This is a genomic window from Desulfocapsa sulfexigens DSM 10523, assembly GCF_000341395.1.
Taxonomy (GTDB): domain Bacteria; phylum Desulfobacterota; class Desulfobulbia; order Desulfobulbales; family Desulfocapsaceae; genus Desulfocapsa; species Desulfocapsa sulfexigens.
Genome location: NC_020304.1, coordinates 2,560,509 through 2,573,537, shown reverse-complemented (window position 1 = coordinate 2,573,537; position 13,029 = coordinate 2,560,509). Strand labels below are relative to the sequence as shown.

Below are 13,029 nucleotides of genomic sequence, written 5' to 3'. Positions count from 1 at the left end.
AAGAGACATTGTATACCCAATCACTCAGGTCGAATAAATGTCCCGCTCTTACCACCAGTTTTCTTCTCCAAACAAATATCACTGATAACCATTGCCTTATCTATAGCCTTACACATATCATAGATGGTCAATGCAGTTATTGAAACAGCTGTGAGCGCTTCCATCTCCACACCAGTTTTACCGGTAATGCCGACAACTGCCACGATCTCAATCTGACGAAGGTCATCATGATACACAAAATCTATAGTAATTTTTGTTACTGCAAGGGGGTGACAAAGAGGAATCAGACTATCCACTTTTTTTGCTGCCATTATTCCAGCAACACGTGCCACTCCAAGCACATCCCCCTTGGCCATGGAACCACTTTTTACTCGATCATAGGCATCCTGCGACAGGGTAATTTTCCCGCTTGCCGTTGCCACACGTTCAGTATCAAGCTTCCTGCTGACGTCCACCATTATGGCATTGCCATCAGCATCAAAATGAGTCAACTCCTGTCCCTGATTTTCTTTCATTCTAACGTCCCAAGGCTTCCATCAGGATTCCTTTTTCCCCAATACTTCATGAAAAAGTTTGCTAAAGAACCCCTCGTTTTCTTTGTGTTGCCCATGTTTCTGGCAGAGTTCATCAAAGTTTTCCAGGACCTTTTTCTGTTCATCACAGAGATTCGTTGGTGTCTTCACCTGTAACTGCACAATCATATCACCACGAACACCACCACGCAGACTGGGAACACCTTCTTTTTTCAGAGTAAAGCGCTCACCGGATTGACTTCCTGCCGGGATGCTCAACTTCTTCTTCCCGTGGATCGTCGGAACATCCACCTTACAACCAAGTGCCGCCTGAACCATGGAGACAGGAAACTCACAGTAGATAGTCTGCCGATCACGTTTAAAAAACTCATGTTCCTGGACATGAATAACAACATAGAGATCGCCGGTTGGACCGCCACGGCGCCCACCTTCACCTTCTCCACGAAGACGCATCTGAGCCCCGGTATCAACGCCAGCTGGAATTTTCAAAGAAACCTTTTTACTTTTCTCCACCAGGCCGCTTCCATTGCAATCACCACAGGGTTCGGTCACGATCTCCCCCTCACCATGACACTGCGGGCATGTTGAAGAAACCTGAAAAAAGCCCTGGGATCGAATAACCTGACCGCGTCCATTACAACTTGGGCAGGTCTGACGTTTATGACCTGGACGACAGCCACTGCCCTCACAGGTCCAGCAGGTATCACGCTTGTTTATAGCCACCTCTTTGGCAAGACCGTGCACGGCCTCCATAAAGGTAATTTCGATATCGTAGCGGAGATCGTTTCCGGGTTGCGGTCCGTTACGACGGCTACGTCCCCTTCCGCCACCAAAGAGATCTCCAAAGAGATCTCCCAGGCCAGAAAACATATCTTCAAAGTTGCTCGGCCCCTGATATCCACTGCTTTTCAGACCTTCATGGCCATAGGTATCATAGATTTTTCTTTTTTGAAGATCGCTGAGCACCTCATAAGCCTCGGTGCATTCTTTAAACGATTCCTCTGCAGCCTTATCATCGGGATTACGATCCGGATGATATTTCATGGCGAGCTTACGGTAGGCTTTTTTGATCGTGCTACCGTCTGCATCCTTGCTGACTGACAGCACTTCATAATAACATTTCTGCATTTTTTCTCTTACGGCCTGTCTACTGTTTTGACGAAGTTACTAACCTGCCATCGTTTCAGACAGCAGCTTTTTCTTCTTCAGTATTTTCTACTTCCACTTCTTCTGTCACTGCTTCATTTACAGCATCGGGCAGATTTCTAATATTCTCAAAGGTAACCTTCTTGGCTGCCACTTCCCGAAGGGTCATAACAACCTCTTTGTTTTTACCTGCCACGAGATACGGTTCGCCATGTCTGTGCTGACGAATCCGTTCCACAGTCAGATGCACAAGATCAAAACGTTTATTCTCACCAATGCTTTCCAGACAATCTTCAACGGTAATTCTTGCCATTCATAATCCTCAATTCTTTATATATTTACGATAGCCCTTTATCCAGCCACCCGAAAGTGTCAACACTTTCTAACTCTGCAGTGTATAAGCACCTGTTACTTTGTTTCAAAGGGATTTTTGAGCAGCATAGTCTCATCCCGATCCGGTCCGACGGAAACAATAACCGGTTCAATCCCTGTAAAATCCTCTATGCGTTTAATATAATCTTTTGCATTAACAGGGAGATCTTCAAGAGTACGAACACCTGTGATATCTTCCTCCCAGCCGGGCATCTCTTCGTATACAGGGGTAACTCTGGCTGCCTGATTAATATTTGACGGCATGGCAGTTACCTTTTGTCCATCAAGATCATAGGCATTTGCCATTTTAATCGTCGCTTGCCCGCTCAGAACATCGAGCTTGGTAATGGCAAGACCGGTTAAGCCGTTCAAGCGGGCCGCATCGGCGGCGACAACACCATCAAGCCAACCACATCTGCGTGTTCGACCGGTTGTAGCACCAACCTCTCCCCCCTTTGCCTGCAATTCTCTCCCCACAGAATCAAAGAGTTCCGTGGGGAAAGGGCCCTCGCCAACGCGAGTGGTATAGGCCTTCAAAATTCCAATAACGGAATCAATGTGGGCTGGGCCGAAACCGGAGCCGTTACAGGCGTTTCCGGCGATGGTGTTTGACGATGTCACAAAGGGATAGGTTCCATGATCGATGTCGAGCTGTGTCCCCTGAGCACCTTCAAACAGGATGTTTTTTCCGGCTTTACGGGCAACATCGAGTTCAACAGAGACATTACCAATATAGGGGATAAGCTTTTCAGCAAATTTCTGGAATTCGGAATAAATCGTGTCGAAAGATACAGGTGTTGAATTGTACTTTGTTGTGAGTATAAAATTATTTTCTTCCACATTTGCCTGAAGCTTGTCGCGAAACAGAGAATCATCAAGCAGATCACCCATTTTGATACCGGTACGGCCAACCTTATCCATATAACAGGGGCCAATACCACGGCCGGTTGTACCTATTTTTTTCCCATCGGCAAGAGCTGATTCCTTGGCATTATCCATGCTCTGATGGTAGGGCATGATAAGGTGGGCATTTTCGCTGATAATCATGCGTTCCGGGGTAACAGGAAGACCCTTCTCGTTCAGCTCATTGATCTCACCTAGCAGGACACCGGGATCAATAATAACCCCATTCCCAATCATACACCGTTTATTTTCATAAAGAATACCGGAGGGAATGATATGGAAGACAAATTTTTTGCCATCCACCACCAGAGTATGGCCTGCATTATTTCCGCCCTGAAATCGGACTATACAATCTGCATAACGGGTCAGAAGGTCAACGATTTTCCCCTTCCCTTCATCACCCCACTGGGTACCGACAACCACAACACTGGACATTTCCTATCTCCTGTTCACTCACATTTATTGCGTTACGCATTGTATCAGTAAAACAACACAACATCAAAACGCACCTGGATTTCGTCAACGGACAACCGCGTCAATATAGTCAGACAACCCTTGAAAGTCAATCTTTTGCGGGCCGACCAGGCGAACCAGATCAAAAAAACATATTTTACCACAATATCTTTGGTTCTTGACCTGAATCAAGGCTATTCTCTGCGGAAGTTTGCTACTATTGCCCTATATTTTTCCAATCATCTCCACTTTCAGCTTCAGGGTTTTCAGTATGATCAAAAACAGAGAAATGCGTGCTAAAAAATTTTTTCACTCTCGTCTGAGTCTTTTACGACTTTCCTGCCAATCGCTCTTCGCTCTTTTCTGCCTCTTTATTGGCTGGCAATTCTACTCTTTTTACCTCTGGGCTCTCGATCCCATTACACATCAGTACGTGGCAAGGCCGCCTTCAGTTGAGGCCTTCCTGCCTCTTGGCGCCCTGGTCAGCCTGAAACGATTATTTCTCGGCGCAGGATTTGACACCATCCATCCTGCAGGCCTCACAATTTTTATTGCCGCCCTGCTGATAAGCCTGTTTCTACGCAAAGGATTCTGTGGCTGGATATGTCCCGTTGGCTTTTTTTCTAATATGGTAGAACGGTTCAGTAAAAAAACAGGGATACTCCTTTCACTTCCCGCCTGGATCGATATCCCCTTACTCAGCCTGAAATATCTGCTCCTTGGCTTCTTTAGCTATCTTATCCTCTGGAACATGGGACTTGAGGATCTCACTGACTTTCATCGTTCCTCCTACAATCTGATATCAGATGCAAAAATGCTCCACTTCTTCCTCCACCCAAGCACCCTGGCAGGATCTATCATGCTGGGAATACTACTTATTTCATTTGTCCTGCGAAATTTTTGGTGCCGCTATCTCTGTCCCTATGGCGGCCTGCTCGGTATCCTTGCCCTGATCAGCCCATTTCAGGTCAAACGCGCCCCTGAAACCTGTATTGATTGTAAAAAATGTGAAGATGCCTGTCCCTCTTCCATTCGTATCACCCGAAAAACAACCGTACGCAATGCCGAATGTATCGGCTGCCTTGAATGTGTCCAGGTATGCCCTGCACAGAAATGCCTGACCCTTGCAGTTCCCGGCACAAAAGATACCAACCTGCTCCTCCTGCCGGGACTTCTTTTGGGACTATTCTTCACCTGTTACATTATCGCCCTGATCAGCGGTCACTGGCACAGCCATGTTCCAAACGAAGTCTTTCAGCACTACTATCAGCTGATTGATACAATTGGCCATCCCTGAGGCATCCTAATGCATTCTGCCAATAGCGGCGTAGGAGTTGACACCCCACAACAAATACCTTACATTTGCCAGTCATCAGTCGAACAGTTCTGAAAACTGGAGGTTCGGCCCAGTCTCCCCCTTGAAAATTTGAGGCTTTCACATGTTTGGTATTGGTTTACCTGAGTTTATTCTCATACTTGCTCTTGCATTAATCGTGGTCGGTCCTGACAAATTACCGGACCTTGCCCGTTCCGTGGCCAAGGGAATCCTCGACCTTAAAAAAACAGCCAACACACTTAAAGAAAGTTTGACTGAAGAAGGAAATCCTCTTGAGGATATTAAACCGGAACTGCAGAAAGCAGCAAAGGCACTCACCGATGATGTTCTTGGCGACAGCAGTGACGACTGGTCCAGCAAAAATCGTGATAAAATTTACGACCTCAGAAGTACTGGAGAAAAAGAATCTTCTGAAATTATCGATATAGAAGTGGAAAAAGATGCAGATAGTGTATCGATTATGGAAGAAGCTGTGCGGGAAGAGCCCGCAAAGGAAGTGGATAACTCCAAAACCAACGAGATCCTGGCAAAAAAAGAATCGACGGAGCAGCAGAGCTAGTGTCCCTTATTGTCAGAAGCCTCGAGCAGTTTCGGCCCCACCATGAAGAATTACGGCAGCGCCTTATCAAGGTCTTTGCGGCACTCATTCTCTGTTCAGGGGTCGCCTATTTTTTCTCAGAGAACATTGCCCGCTTCTTTATGGATCCTCTTTTTGCTGCCAGCCCACACCTGGATCACTTGGTTTACACCAATCTTCCCGAAGCCTTCCTCTCCTACCTGAAGCTCTCACTTCTTATTGGCATTCTCTTCAGCTTTCCCTTCAGCCTCTTTCAACTCTGGATGTTCATTGCCCCAGGACTCCGTAGCAGTGAAAAAAAATTCGCCGTTACTGTTGTCTTCTGGGCGACCCTTCTTTTTGGCGCAGGTGCCGCATTTGCGCTATTTGGCGTCTTGCCGCGTATGCTGATTTACTTCATGAGTTATGCAAGTGAAAGCCTGGAGCCCTTACCAAAATTCGGAAAATATCTCACCTTTGTTGCCCGTACCGTGCTCGCCTTTGGCCTCTCCTTTGAGATACCATTCCTCATGGTCATGGCCGGCAAAGCAGGCTTTGTAAAAGCTCAATATTTCCGCAGCAAGCGACTTTACTTTTACGCAGCAATCGTCTTTATGGCCTTCCTTCTCACCGCCGGAGATTTCATGGCCACCGGCCTTCTTGCCATTCCACTCTTCTTCCTCTACGAGGCAGGAATTTTCCTCACTGCCCTTTTTGGCAAGAAAAAACCTGAAACCAGCTGAGTTATTCCGGTTTTTTAAAAAGAAGAACATCATCCCCGATAAAGAGTAACTCTGTCTGCCATTTCCCGGCAAGCCACCTCATGGTCTCGCTTGCAAAAAAACAGACGTGGGTAGGATCTTTTTTATAATGCCAGGTGGAAAACGCGGCCTTATCGAGAGCAAGTTTTGTCATGATGCCCAGCCAGCCACCGGGAAGAAGAAGAGACCAAAGCAGTGCAAGATCTGCAGCCGGGTCGTGGAGATGTTCAACCACTTCACTCGCAGTGATGAAATCATATTGGATACGAAGAGATTGGGTATCCGGCGCGTAAAAAGGATCATAAAGGCTAACTCTATGGCCTGCTTCTTCAAACATCAGCGAAAGGGTCGGCCCTGGACCCGAGCCAAAATCGAGACCACGACTGTCTGGGAGGAGCCGTTTATGCAAAGGGTTAAACAAACGGCCGAGAAAGGCACGATACCTGACATCATCCGGTGAATTCTGATGCTTGTCATACTCTTCCCGCTCTGCCCTTAAGGAAAGTCGTTGAACCGGGGGAATGTGGGTAAGATGACAGAGTGTACAGCGATAATAGCTGCGAGCGGTATCACGGTGAAAAAGTTCACTGCTCCCTGTACTTTGACACAGAGGGCAAACTACAGGATTCCTCTCCATATCCATCCCCCCTGCTACACAGGCAATATTTCCTGTTTCAGGAGACAGCAGGAAATTCTGTGTAGTGGTTTCCCCTGCGCATCGTAGGATATGGTATCCGGCTGCAGAAGCCTGTTCATAACGCAACCCTCTTCTATATTTAACTGGAAGAAGTTATCCTCCGTCAGTCTCATATTCTGATTGGGAACCAGAGTTTCATTTTTAATTTCAAGAGCATGAATCGGGTGATCTTCACAGAGCGGGCAACGATACACCCGGCCATTTGGAAAAATAAAGAAATTTTCGGTCACAAGACCGGCACACTCAAATTTTTCATTCGGGTCAAGAAAAACCTTTGGGAAGGTTACGTGAATTCCAGCCTCGGCCGCCTGGATTGCGACACGGGGAACGACATCAAGCCATTGTTCAGGGCTTACCTGCCACCCCTGTTCCCCTGCGCTTGTTTTGGCTGAATTCCCGCGCAAGCCGATTACCTGAATAAAAAAACGTTTTACTCCAATATCCTGAAGTAGTGGTATCATGCGATGCAGATGCTCAATGTTCAGGTTGGATACCGTGTAAATCACCGAAACGTTATACCCAGCCGCCACAGCTTTGCCCATATTGGTAGTACATACCTCAAAAACACCTTCACCACGAATAGGATCATTCACCGAAGGATCGGGCCCATCAAGACTAAAACTCAAATAATCAAGGAGATCCGGGCTTGTCTTCTCCAGCAGATTGTTAAAAAGATACCCATTGGAATCAACCGTTACAGCCATTCCCAATTCTTTCGCTTTCGCTATACCATCAGCAAGATCCGGGTGCATGGTAGGCTCACCTCCCAGAAAGATCACATTGGACTTTTTGTTCGGATCGGCAAAAAGTTCAAGCCACTTCAGCATGGTTTCTTTTGGTAGAGTGGTTGTCCCGTGCTGACTGGTATTTATATAACAGTGGCGACAGGAAAGGTTACATGCGGTAAGGATATGAAAAAAGATATTGCGTTCGCCGGCTTGGAAGGCAACGGTATTAGCTTTTGAGGTCATGATTTTTTATGTAGAAGGATTAGCTATTAAGACTGAAGGTTTAATAAACAAAGTTACTGGTTCAGGGTGTAGTTGGCAAGGATTGAATCCTTCCAGTATGTATTCTCGGGATTAGCAAAAAATTCCTGAAACAGTGCAAGACTCTGCTCACGAAGGACATTCGGAGTGATAACAACGTCCATCTCAGCATAGAGTGGATTCAACTGTTTGAGTGGAAGATTAGTGCCTCCCCCCATAACATCTTCATAGGCGTAGACAATGTGTCGAATTCCATTGAGTATCATGGTGGAGTAGCACATAAGACACGGTTCCATGGTAGAATAAACCACTAACTCACCCGGTTTGACAATTTGCCCCTGAGAGAGAAAGGTACGCAGGGCAACAATTTCCGCATGGTCAATTTCGTTCACTGCAGCAGCAAATCCTCGACTATGTATCCTCCGTCCACTTGCAACAACTCTGCCCCCCTCGACCAGAATTGCACCCACAGGAAATTCGCCCTGCCTCAGAGCTTCCGTTGCCTGATCCAAGGCAATTTGCATATACTTTTCGTGATTCATGCTTAGATTCTCACAGTTTCCGGCCAAAGTGGAGAACCGATTTCGCCAGGGAGATCCCTGTCTGTTCCTGAACAAAATCGTGTCCCTTATCAGAAAATGGCAGATATATCAATTCAGTGGACATTGGCTGAAAGCTCAAATCAGGAAGGAGCGGCAGGAGTTTCTTTTTATTTAAAGCAGCACCTGCCAGAATACTCTTCAAGGACTGGATAGCTTCTTTTCTCTGCAGGGTAACAGGATGCATCCTCTGTACCATTTTTGGTTCACCATCTGGAATCTTTGCCTGCCTGAGTGTAATATTCTTCCCCATCCGTAAAAATGTTGAAGGCCTGAGTTTAAACGATGGTACCCAGAATACAAGATCCATCTCTGTATGTTTTTCCTGAATTACCAGCGGCTGGTTGGTTATTCGCAAAAAATCAGCAAATGTTTCGAGTCCAAAGGCTGTTGAGCGCACCCGTATTTTCCAGAACGGAAGATAATACATAGAAGTCTCCGCTGAAACAACGCAACTCCAATCAATGGAATGAAATTTCCCCTGTTGTTCGGCCCAGGAAGAATGACAGTTGTGGCAGGAAAGAATCAAACTGTCATGCTCTCCCGTGAGTGCATCTCCACATTGTGGACAAAGAGTGGCGAGAAAATGCGGTGTCCAGGTTGGATGATAGCCACTCCCGCTCTTTCGCATATTTTCGGCAGATCCACCACTTGCCAGGGGTTTATTGGTCACAGCATCATAGAGGATCTCATCCTTAATATACAAAGGCAGATAAATACAGCTCAAGGATTCGCCAATATAGGCCCGATGATAAAAGGGAGCTTTAATCTTTTCGGAATCAATCACTGTGAGCAGTGCTGCCCGTTCAAGGAGTGTTTTAGCCTTCACAGTCTGACGGAGGAAAGTACCTTGTATCTCTTCAGTCACCAAAGAAACCGGCATTGCCTGTGGTCTCAGACCAAGAGAAGGCGGTAAGGCTCTGGCATTCATTCCCTGCTGAGTAGTATCAACGACCTTGTATTTCTGATGTTTTCCTTTGCAATAGTAGATATTGCCTTTAAAGCGGAGATAGGGCGCATAAAACATTTCACTGCGTTCAATATTCTCCGGCGCCCTGTCAGGGAGAACAAAGCGGAGCACTCCCCGGCTTACCATAAAGTTTTTCACCTCACAATAAGGACAACGAATCAGCCGGTCTGCTTCGTGAAGTTCTATAGGGGCACCACAGGAAGGGCAGTTTTGATGGATTGTCAGATCCATGATATAAATTCGCGAAAGGCGGTTTGATGTTTGAGAAAAAATGAGCAGTAAATCGTTTCAGGTGCTGCAGGTTCACTTGATCGTTTTTTGCCACAAAAGTTTTTCCTCTGCAGCAAGGACAAATCACGCAGAGATGTGGTGCCTGGAACCATTTACAGTCGATGGCCGCATTGGTTGCAGTAGGTCGCCCCCGGGATGTTTTTCTCATGGCACTTTGGACAGACAACAGCCCTTGGCTTTTCACTCGCCGAATGACCACACTTAGAACAGAATTTGGCATTGGGTGCCATGTTTTTCCCACAGTTAACGCACTGACTGAACACAAGTTGCTGATGCCCGCAAAGCGGACAGAACCGGGCATCAGCTGGAATTCTGTTCTGACAATCGGGACAGACAATCTTCCCAAGAACTGTCTCTTCCGGCGCTGCAGTTGAGGAAACGGATCCTGCAGCAAACATCGCCGGCATCATCATCCCCATACCAAGCCCCATACCTGCCCCGGCCTCACCCTGATTTTCAGCTGCCTTCTCCATGGCCATGGCTGCCTTCATTTTCACAAACTTCTCCATGTCATCAATAACATTGAGCCTGCTCTTGTCATCGATTGCCTTCTGGACTTCCTCCGGTGGAGTGATTGAGGTAATATAGAGGTGGCTCAGATGAAGCCCGAAGTGAGAAAAATCACCCACCAGCCGTTTTTGAAGTTCAATGGAGAGCTCATCAAACTGTCCGGCGAGGTCAAGGATGGTATCAAGTGTCTCACCAAGATAATCATTAAAACGTGACACTATCACTTGCTTGAGATAACCGGCAATATCATCGGTGGTCAGTTTTCCCATGGTTCCAACCAGTGAATTGATAAACAGCACCGGCTGGACAATCTGAATATTAAAGACACCGTGAGCCCGAAGCCGAATCAGCCCTAGTTCACTATCCTTGAATGCCACGGGGCTCATGGTTCCCCATTTCAGGTTAGTGAAATATTTCAAATTTACCATATACACTTCAGCCCGTAAGGGGCTGTTACCGCGCCATGGGATGGATAGAATTTTAGTGAGAATTGGCAGGTTTCCGGTTTTCAGGGTGTGACGCCCTGCAGCAAAAGCATCACAGGCCTTTCCCTTATAAAAGAGAACGGCGGCCTGACTTTCACGAACTGTAAGTTGGGCACCCCACTTAATTTCCCCTGATCCGGTTTCCGGAAGACGATGGACCAGCTCTTCACCTGTCTCATCAAACCATTCAATATTCTCAAGAAAGACTGCACTGTCAAACTGGTTCATATCCTCTCCTTTGTCATACCCGAGTGTGTTGCATCTTTGTATAATGGAATTATAGTATAACAAAGTCGCAGAAAAAAGAAAAAATCATGGAGAAAGAGAAAGTATGGAACTAAAGGACGAATGGGATCTTGCATCGGCAATGAAAGTACTAAAGCATCAGACCGTGGATGCCAGACTCTGGGCAGAGGCAGTTGAGTGGCTTATTCTTTACGGCCCTGATGATGTACGCGAAATACTTCTCGCCTCCTCCGGTACAGCAACCCATGAATGTTTCCCGGATTTACAGGCTAAAGGATACGCCCCGGATGGACAACCCTGCTACCGTGTGGAAGATCTGGCCAGAAATCTTGATATCAGTGAAGATGAAGCACGGAAAATGATACAGGAAAAAGAAAAGGCACACAAACTCCACCACTTTATTGATGAAGAAGATACAATGAAGGTACAGTGAAAAAAGAAGTCCCCAGTCTTACAAAGAGTCTGGCTTTACCTGCTCAAGAACGACCTTTTCTCCCCAGTGGTACATAAGAGCACCTGGTTGACAGACCGTTGTGCACTCTCCGCAGTTCCAGCAATAGATAGACTCCGCCATACCCAGGGATGGAGTCAGCCCCAGAGGACAGATCTGATCACACCGACTACAGGCTGTGCAGGCCTGGAGATCCTGAACAACCCGCAGCTTCCTCCTGCTGCCAATGATATTTAGAGTAGCCCCCAGAGGACAGAGATAACGACAGTAAAATCTCCTAGTTACCAGGTTCATCATAAGAACAAAAAGAATGATAATCCCCTCCAGGGCCAGAGTGTGAAAAAAAACGGCGATCATTATCTCACGCCCCACAAGGCCTGGCGGCGACATAAAAACGAATATGGGAGCCGCAAGAATGAGAGTCAGCAAAATTTCGGCTATCAGGGCGTACCAGAGAATACGACGTGAAAGGACCATTCTATCCCTGAGCCGTTTTTTACGGGTCACCTTCCTGCGCAGAAAATCGAGAATTTCATGAAAAAAACTAATGGGACAGAGCCAGCTGCAGTACACCGACCCGAGTAAGGCAGCGAGACATACTGGAAGCAGCATACCGATGAGGGTGGGAAGGAAAAGATGTTTTGTAACCAGGAGACTTTCCAGGCCTTCCAGAGGTGACACAAACCAGAGGTTCCCGATTCCAAAGGACTGATACCATCCCTGGATAAAATTTATTTGCAGGTAATAGTTGAGAAATGGATTGACCAGGATAAGAAGAAACGCCCCGGTTAGAACCAGAAAACGTATTACATGGATCCTGTTCTTCTTTTTTTCTACCATTGCACACGCTCCCGGGCATAGATGGGTTCAATGGTAATTGCCTTTTCTCCATCTTCTGCTGTCACCGGACAGGCATGTGTACAAATTCCGCATCCCACGCAGAAATCCTCCAGCACAACAGGACGTAACTGATCCAGGCTGATGGCCTTTTCTTTATATGGGCAGACATCAAAACAGGTTCTGCATATGGTGAGGCTCTGCCAGCTGTAACAGGTATGCTTATTCACAACAGCCATTCCCATACGGGTCTCATCCTGCCGGACTTTCAGAAGGGTACCGGTGGGACAGACCTCCACGCACTTCATACAGAGGTAACAGGGGATCTTTTCCGCTGCAATAATTGGTGTTCCGGCATAAATACCGGATCGAATGTCAAGGAGGGCGATTGAACGGTAAGGACAAACCTCCACACAACGCCCGCAGCGGATACACTTACCGGCAAATATTTCTTCCGGAACCGCTCCAGGAGGACGCAGCCTGTTAGTCCCAACCGGGGATTTCACCAGACTCCAGGCTCTGGCAGCTGCAGGGAGGAGAACCGTCGCAGAAAAAGCGCCGGTAGCTATTTTTATAAATTCACGACGCTTCAAAGGAGGCCTGTTTTTGTTTCCTCCCTGTAAACACTCCGGGAGTACTTTCACCACTGGCAATCTGTTCAGCTTCGTCTTCCATGTTCATGTAGGTCATCCCCACATTAAGAACATCGTCCAGCTTTTCCATCAACTTGACCACCTCCCCCAGAGCATCAGAGGAGTCGGCCTCAACCACGGTTACAATATTTCCTTTCTTATCAGCACCATACACCTCAACCCCCTGCAGAGATGTCAGTTTTTCCACAATCACATTGCGTTCTCCGGGCAGCGTTTGCACGACAAAACCACCAATTACCAT

Annotated in this window: 16 protein-coding genes; 4 read left to right on the top strand and 12 right to left on the bottom strand. The window is 46.9% G+C overall.

The window, feature by feature from the left end:
* Window positions 1-20: 20 nt before the first annotated feature.
* From moaC to UWK_RS11470, 4 genes are all read right to left on the bottom strand, one after another.
* Window positions 21-515, bottom strand: coding sequence for a cyclic pyranopterin monophosphate synthase MoaC (gene moaC / locus UWK_RS11485; RefSeq protein WP_015404540.1), 495 nt, complete (start codon window positions 513-515; stop codon window positions 21-23).
* Window positions 516-536: 21 nt separating this feature from the next.
* Window positions 537-1,661 (bottom strand): molecular chaperone DnaJ, encoded by a 1,125-nt coding sequence (gene dnaJ / locus UWK_RS11480; protein WP_015404539.1) that lies wholly within the window; start codon window positions 1,659-1,661, stop codon window positions 537-539.
* A 55-nt stretch (window positions 1,662-1,716) separates the two neighbouring features.
* Window positions 1,717-1,992, bottom strand: coding sequence for a DNA-directed RNA polymerase subunit omega (gene rpoZ / locus UWK_RS11475; protein ID WP_015404538.1), 276 nt, complete (start codon window positions 1,990-1,992; stop codon window positions 1,717-1,719).
* A gap of 95 nt (window positions 1,993-2,087) precedes the next feature.
* Complete coding sequence (locus tag UWK_RS11470; RefSeq protein WP_015404537.1) at window positions 2,088-3,389, bottom strand: adenylosuccinate synthase; 1,302 nt, start codon at window positions 3,387-3,389, stop codon at window positions 2,088-2,090.
* Between the two features lie 289 nt (window positions 3,390-3,678).
* On the opposite strand from UWK_RS11470, the gene UWK_RS11465 reads away from it, so the two are divergent.
* The 3 genes from UWK_RS11465 to tatC all read left to right on the top strand — a co-directional run bounded on the left by UWK_RS11465 (window position 3,679) and on the right by tatC (window position 6,042).
* Entirely contained in the window at window positions 3,679-4,704 is a 1,026-nt protein-coding gene (locus tag UWK_RS11465; RefSeq protein ID WP_015404536.1) for a 4Fe-4S binding protein, read from the top strand.
* A gap of 142 nt (window positions 4,705-4,846) precedes the next feature.
* Window positions 4,847-5,302: a twin-arginine translocase TatA/TatE family subunit gene (locus UWK_RS18585; RefSeq protein WP_015404535.1), complete on the top strand. Its 456-nt coding sequence runs from the start codon at window positions 4,847-4,849 to the stop codon at window positions 5,300-5,302.
* Window positions 5,302-6,042, top strand: a complete 741-nt coding sequence (gene tatC, locus UWK_RS11455; RefSeq protein WP_015404534.1) for a twin-arginine translocase subunit TatC — start codon at window positions 5,302-5,304, stop codon at window positions 6,040-6,042. The genes UWK_RS18585 and tatC overlap by 1 nt, the downstream gene beginning before the upstream one ends.
* Before the next feature lies 1 nt (window position 6,043).
* On the opposite strand, the gene UWK_RS11450 is transcribed toward tatC, so the two are convergent.
* The 5 genes from UWK_RS11450 to UWK_RS11430 form a co-directional block, all read right to left on the bottom strand.
* On the bottom strand, window positions 6,044-6,697 hold the full coding sequence (locus UWK_RS11450; protein WP_015404533.1) for a class I SAM-dependent methyltransferase: 654 nt from the start codon (window positions 6,695-6,697) through the stop codon (window positions 6,044-6,046).
* Window positions 6,698-6,711: 14 nt separating this feature from the next.
* Window positions 6,712-7,728, bottom strand: coding sequence for a radical SAM protein (locus tag UWK_RS11445; protein WP_015404532.1), 1,017 nt, complete (start codon window positions 7,726-7,728; stop codon window positions 6,712-6,714).
* 53 nt (window positions 7,729-7,781) lie between these two features.
* Window positions 7,782-8,288 carry a nucleoside deaminase gene (locus UWK_RS11440; protein ID WP_015404531.1) on the bottom strand — a complete coding sequence of 169 codons (507 nt, stop codon included), beginning with the start codon at window positions 8,286-8,288 and terminating at the stop codon, window positions 7,782-7,784.
* A 10-nt stretch (window positions 8,289-8,298) separates the two neighbouring features.
* Window positions 8,299-9,546 carry a hypothetical protein gene (locus UWK_RS11435; protein WP_015404530.1) on the bottom strand — a complete coding sequence of 416 codons (1,248 nt, stop codon included), beginning with the start codon at window positions 9,544-9,546 and terminating at the stop codon, window positions 8,299-8,301.
* Window positions 9,547-9,698: 152 nt separating this feature from the next.
* Window positions 9,699-10,829, bottom strand: coding sequence for an SPFH domain-containing protein (locus tag UWK_RS11430; RefSeq protein ID WP_015404529.1), 1,131 nt, complete (start codon window positions 10,827-10,829; stop codon window positions 9,699-9,701).
* Window positions 10,830-10,932: 103 nt separating this feature from the next.
* Here UWK_RS11430 and UWK_RS11425 point away from each other — a divergent pair, with 103 nt between their 5' ends.
* The gene (locus tag UWK_RS11425) at window positions 10,933-11,280 is read left to right on the top strand and encodes a hypothetical protein (RefSeq protein WP_015404528.1); all 348 of its coding nucleotides are present in this window, start codon (window positions 10,933-10,935) and stop codon (window positions 11,278-11,280) included.
* An 18-nt stretch (window positions 11,281-11,298) separates the two neighbouring features.
* Here the strand turns inward: UWK_RS11425 and UWK_RS11420 are convergent, their stop codons facing one another.
* The 3 genes from UWK_RS11420 to UWK_RS11410 are packed head-to-tail and all read right to left on the bottom strand — an operon-like array spanning window position 11,299 to window position 13,029.
* The gene (locus tag UWK_RS11420; RefSeq protein WP_015404527.1) at window positions 11,299-12,138 is read right to left on the bottom strand and encodes a 4Fe-4S binding protein; all 840 of its coding nucleotides are present in this window, start codon (window positions 12,136-12,138) and stop codon (window positions 11,299-11,301) included.
* The gene (locus UWK_RS11415; protein WP_015404526.1) at window positions 12,132-12,728 is read right to left on the bottom strand and encodes a 4Fe-4S dicluster domain-containing protein; all 597 of its coding nucleotides are present in this window, start codon (window positions 12,726-12,728) and stop codon (window positions 12,132-12,134) included. Before UWK_RS11415 ends, UWK_RS11420 begins: the two co-directional genes overlap by 7 nt.
* Window positions 12,715-13,029 carry a chaperone NapD gene (locus UWK_RS11410; RefSeq protein ID WP_015404525.1) on the bottom strand — a complete coding sequence of 105 codons (315 nt, stop codon included), beginning with the start codon at window positions 13,027-13,029 and terminating at the stop codon, window positions 12,715-12,717. The genes UWK_RS11415 and UWK_RS11410 overlap by 14 nt, the downstream gene beginning before the upstream one ends.

Excerpts from the sequence above, each read along its gene's own strand:
- UWK_RS11445 (WP_015404532.1), bottom strand. The coding sequence starts at position 7,728 with ATGACCTCAAAAGCTAATACCGTTGCCTTCCAAGCCGGCGAACGCAAT.
- UWK_RS11470 (WP_015404537.1), bottom strand. The coding sequence starts at position 3,389 with ATGTCCAGTGTTGTGGTTGTCGGTACCCAGTGGGGTGATGAAGGGAAG.
- moaC (WP_015404540.1), bottom strand. The coding sequence starts at position 515 with ATGAAAGAAAATCAGGGACAGGAGTTGACTCATTTTGATGCTGATGGC.
- UWK_RS11450 (WP_015404533.1), bottom strand. The coding sequence starts at position 6,697 with ATGGAGAGGAATCCTGTAGTTTGCCCTCTGTGTCAAAGTACAGGGAGC.
- UWK_RS18585 (WP_015404535.1), top strand. The coding sequence starts at position 4,847 with ATGTTTGGTATTGGTTTACCTGAGTTTATTCTCATACTTGCTCTTGCA.
- dnaJ (WP_015404539.1), bottom strand. The coding sequence starts at position 1,661 with ATGCAGAAATGTTATTATGAAGTGCTGTCAGTCAGCAAGGATGCAGAC.
- UWK_RS11425 (WP_015404528.1), top strand. The coding sequence starts at position 10,933 with ATGGAACTAAAGGACGAATGGGATCTTGCATCGGCAATGAAAGTACTA.
- UWK_RS11410 (WP_015404525.1), bottom strand. The coding sequence starts at position 13,029 with ATGGTAATTGGTGGTTTTGTCGTGCAAACGCTGCCCGGAGAACGCAAT.
- UWK_RS11430 (WP_015404529.1), bottom strand. The coding sequence starts at position 10,829 with ATGAACCAGTTTGACAGTGCAGTCTTTCTTGAGAATATTGAATGGTTT.
- rpoZ (WP_015404538.1), bottom strand. The coding sequence starts at position 1,992 with ATGGCAAGAATTACCGTTGAAGATTGTCTGGAAAGCATTGGTGAGAAT.
- UWK_RS11440 (WP_015404531.1), bottom strand. The coding sequence starts at position 8,288 with ATGAATCACGAAAAGTATATGCAAATTGCCTTGGATCAGGCAACGGAA.
- UWK_RS11435 (WP_015404530.1), bottom strand. The coding sequence starts at position 9,546 with ATGGATCTGACAATCCATCAAAACTGCCCTTCCTGTGGTGCCCCTATA.
- UWK_RS11420 (WP_015404527.1), bottom strand. The coding sequence starts at position 12,138 with ATGGTAGAAAAAAAGAAGAACAGGATCCATGTAATACGTTTTCTGGTT.
- UWK_RS11465 (WP_015404536.1), top strand. The coding sequence starts at position 3,679 with ATGATCAAAAACAGAGAAATGCGTGCTAAAAAATTTTTTCACTCTCGT.